Source organism: Psychrobacillus sp. NPDC093200, from assembly GCF_050280345.1.
In the GTDB taxonomy this organism is placed as follows: Bacteria; Bacillota; Bacilli; order Bacillales_A; family Planococcaceae; genus Psychrobacillus; species Psychrobacillus faecigallinarum.
In genome coordinates, this window is record NZ_JBNNVC010000013.1 from 1 (window position 1) to 2806 (window position 2806).

At 52.1% G+C, this 2806-nt stretch carries 1 rRNA gene; it reads left to right on the plus strand.

Annotated features, from left to right (window positions below):
* Positions 1 to 2794: ribosomal RNA gene (locus ACQKNZ_RS20215) — 23S ribosomal RNA — on the plus strand; the annotation flags it as partial.
* Between the last annotated feature and the right edge of the window lie 12 nt (positions 2795 to 2806).

The window sequence follows — 2806 nt, forward strand, 5'->3', positions numbered from 1 at the left end:
CCGTAATGGGGCAGTACATTTGCGTGAATACATAGCGCATCTGAGACACACCCAGGGAACTGAAACATCTAAGTACCTGGAGGAAGAGAAAGAAAATTCGATTCCCTGAGTAGCGGCGAGCGAAACGGGAAGAGCCCAAACCAAGAGGCTTGCCTCTTGGGGTTGTAGGACACTCTATACGGAGTTACAAAAGAATGAGTTAGATGAAGCGACCTGGAAAGGTCCGCAGGATAGGGTAAAAGCCCCGTAGTCCAAAATTCATTCCCTCCAGAGTGTATCCTGAGTACGGCGGAACACGTGAAATTCCGTCGGAATCCGGGAGGACCATCTCCCAAGGCTAAATACTACCTAGTGACCGATAGTGAACCAGTACCGTGAGGGAAAGGTGAAAAGCACCCCGGAAGGGGAGTGAAATAGACCCTGAAACCGTGTGCCTACAAATAGTCAAAGCCCGTTAACGGGTGATGGCGTGCCTTTTGTAGAATGAACCGGCGAGTTACGATTACATGCGAGGTTAAGTTGAGAAGACGGAGCCGCAGCGAAAGCGAGTCTGAATAGGGCGAATGAGTATGTGGTCGTAGACCCGAAACCAGGTGATCTACCCATGTCCAGGATGAAGGTAAGGTAACACTTACTGGAGGTCCGAACCCACGCACGTTGAAAAGTGCGGGGATGAGGTGTGGGTAGCGGAGAAATTCCAATCGAACCTGGAGATAGCTGGTTCTCTCCGAAATAGCTTTAGGGCTAGCCTCAAACGTTAGAATCTTGGAGGTAGAGCACTGTTTGGACTAGGGGCCCATCCCGGGTTACCGAATTCAGACAAACTCCGAATGCCAATGATTTATGTTTGGGAGTCAGACTGCGAGTGATAAGATCCGTAGTCAAGAGGGAAACAGCCCAGACCACCAGCTAAGGTCCCAAAGTATTTGTTAAGTGGAAAAGGATGTGGCGTTGCTTAGACAACCAGGATGTTGGCTTAGAAGCAGCCATCATTTAAAGAGTGCGTAATAGCTCACTGGTCGAGTGACGCTGCGCCGAAAATGTATCGGGGCTAAACAAATCACCGAAGCTGTGGATTGATACCTTTGGTATCAGTGGTAGGAGAGCGTTCTAAGGGCGTTGAAGTCAGACCGGAAGGACTGGTGGAGCGCTTAGAAGTGAGAATGCCGGTATGAGTAGCGAAAGATGGGTGAGAATCCCATCCACCGTATGACTAAGGTTTCCTGAGGAAGGCTCGTCCGCTCAGGGTTAGTCGGGACCTAAGTCGAGGCCGATAGGCGTAGACGATGGACAACAGGTTGATATTCCTGTACCACCACCCCACCGTTTGAGTGATGGGGGGACGCAGTAGGATAGGGTAAGCGTGCTGTTGGTTATGCACGTCCAAGCAGTGAGGTGTGAGTGTAGGCAAATCCGCACTCTGTAACATTGAGCTGTGATGGCGAGGACTTAGTCCGAAGTTCCTGATTTCACACTGCCAAGAAAAGCCTCTAACGAGGTGGGAGGTGCCCGTACCGCAAACCGACACAGGTAGTCGAGGAGAGAATCCTAAGGTGAGCGAGAGAACTCTCGTTAAGGAACTCGGCAAAATGACCCCGTAACTTCGGGAGAAGGGGTGCTCTTTTGGGTGTATAGCCTAGAAGAGCCGCAGTGAATAGGCCCAGGCGACTGTTTAGCAAAAACACAGGTCTCTGCAAAACCGTAAGGTGAAGTATAGGGGCTGACGCCTGCCCGGTGCTGGAAGGTTAAGAGGAGTGCTTAGCGCAAGCGAAGGTGCGAATTGAAGCCCCAGTAAACGGCGGCCGTAACTATAACGGTCCTAAGGTAGCGAAATTCCTTGTCGGGTAAGTTCCGACCCGCACGAAAGGCGTAACGATCTGGGCACTGTCTCAACGAGAGACTCGGTGAAATTATAGTACCTGTGAAGATGCAGGTTACCCGCGACAGGACGGAAAGACCCCGTGGAGCTTTACTGTAGCTTGATATTGAATTTTGGTGCAACTTGTACAGGATAGGTAGGAGCCTTAGAGCCCGGAGCGCCAGCTTCGGAGGAGGCGTCGGTGGGATACTACCCTGGTTGTATTGAAATTCTAACCCATACCCGTAACCCGGGTAGGAGACAGTGTCAGGCGGGCAGTTTGACTGGGGCGGTCGCCTCCTAAAGTGTAACGGAGGCGCCCAAAGGTTCCCTCAGAATGGTTGGAAATCATTCGAAGAGTGTAAAGGCAGAAGGGAGCTTGACTGCGAGACCTACAAGTCGAGCAGGGTCGAAAGACGGGCTTAGTGATCCGGTGGTTCCGCATGGAAGGGCCATCGCTCAACGGATAAAAGCTACCCCGGGGATAACAGGCTTATCTCCCCCAAGAGTCCACATCGACGGGGAGGTTTGGCACCTCGATGTCGGCTCATCGCATCCTGGGGCTGTAGTCGGTCCCAAGGGTTGGGCTGTTCGCCCATTAAAGCGGTACGCGAGCTGGGTTCAGAACGTCGTGAGACAGTTCGGTCCCTATCCGTCGTGGGCGTAGGAAATTTGAGAGGAGCTGTCCTTAGTACGAGAGGACCGGGATGGACACACCGCTGGTGTACCAGTTGTTCTGCCAAGGGCATCGCTGGGTAGCTATGTGTGGACGGGATAAGTGCTGAAAGCATCTAAGCACGAAGCCCCCCTCAAGATGAGATTTCCCATTACGCAAGTAAGTAAGATCCCTCAAAGACGATGAGGTAGATAGGTTCGGGGTGGAAGCGTGGCGACACGTGCAGCTGACGAATACTAATCGATCGAGGACTTAACCAAATTGTTTGTTTC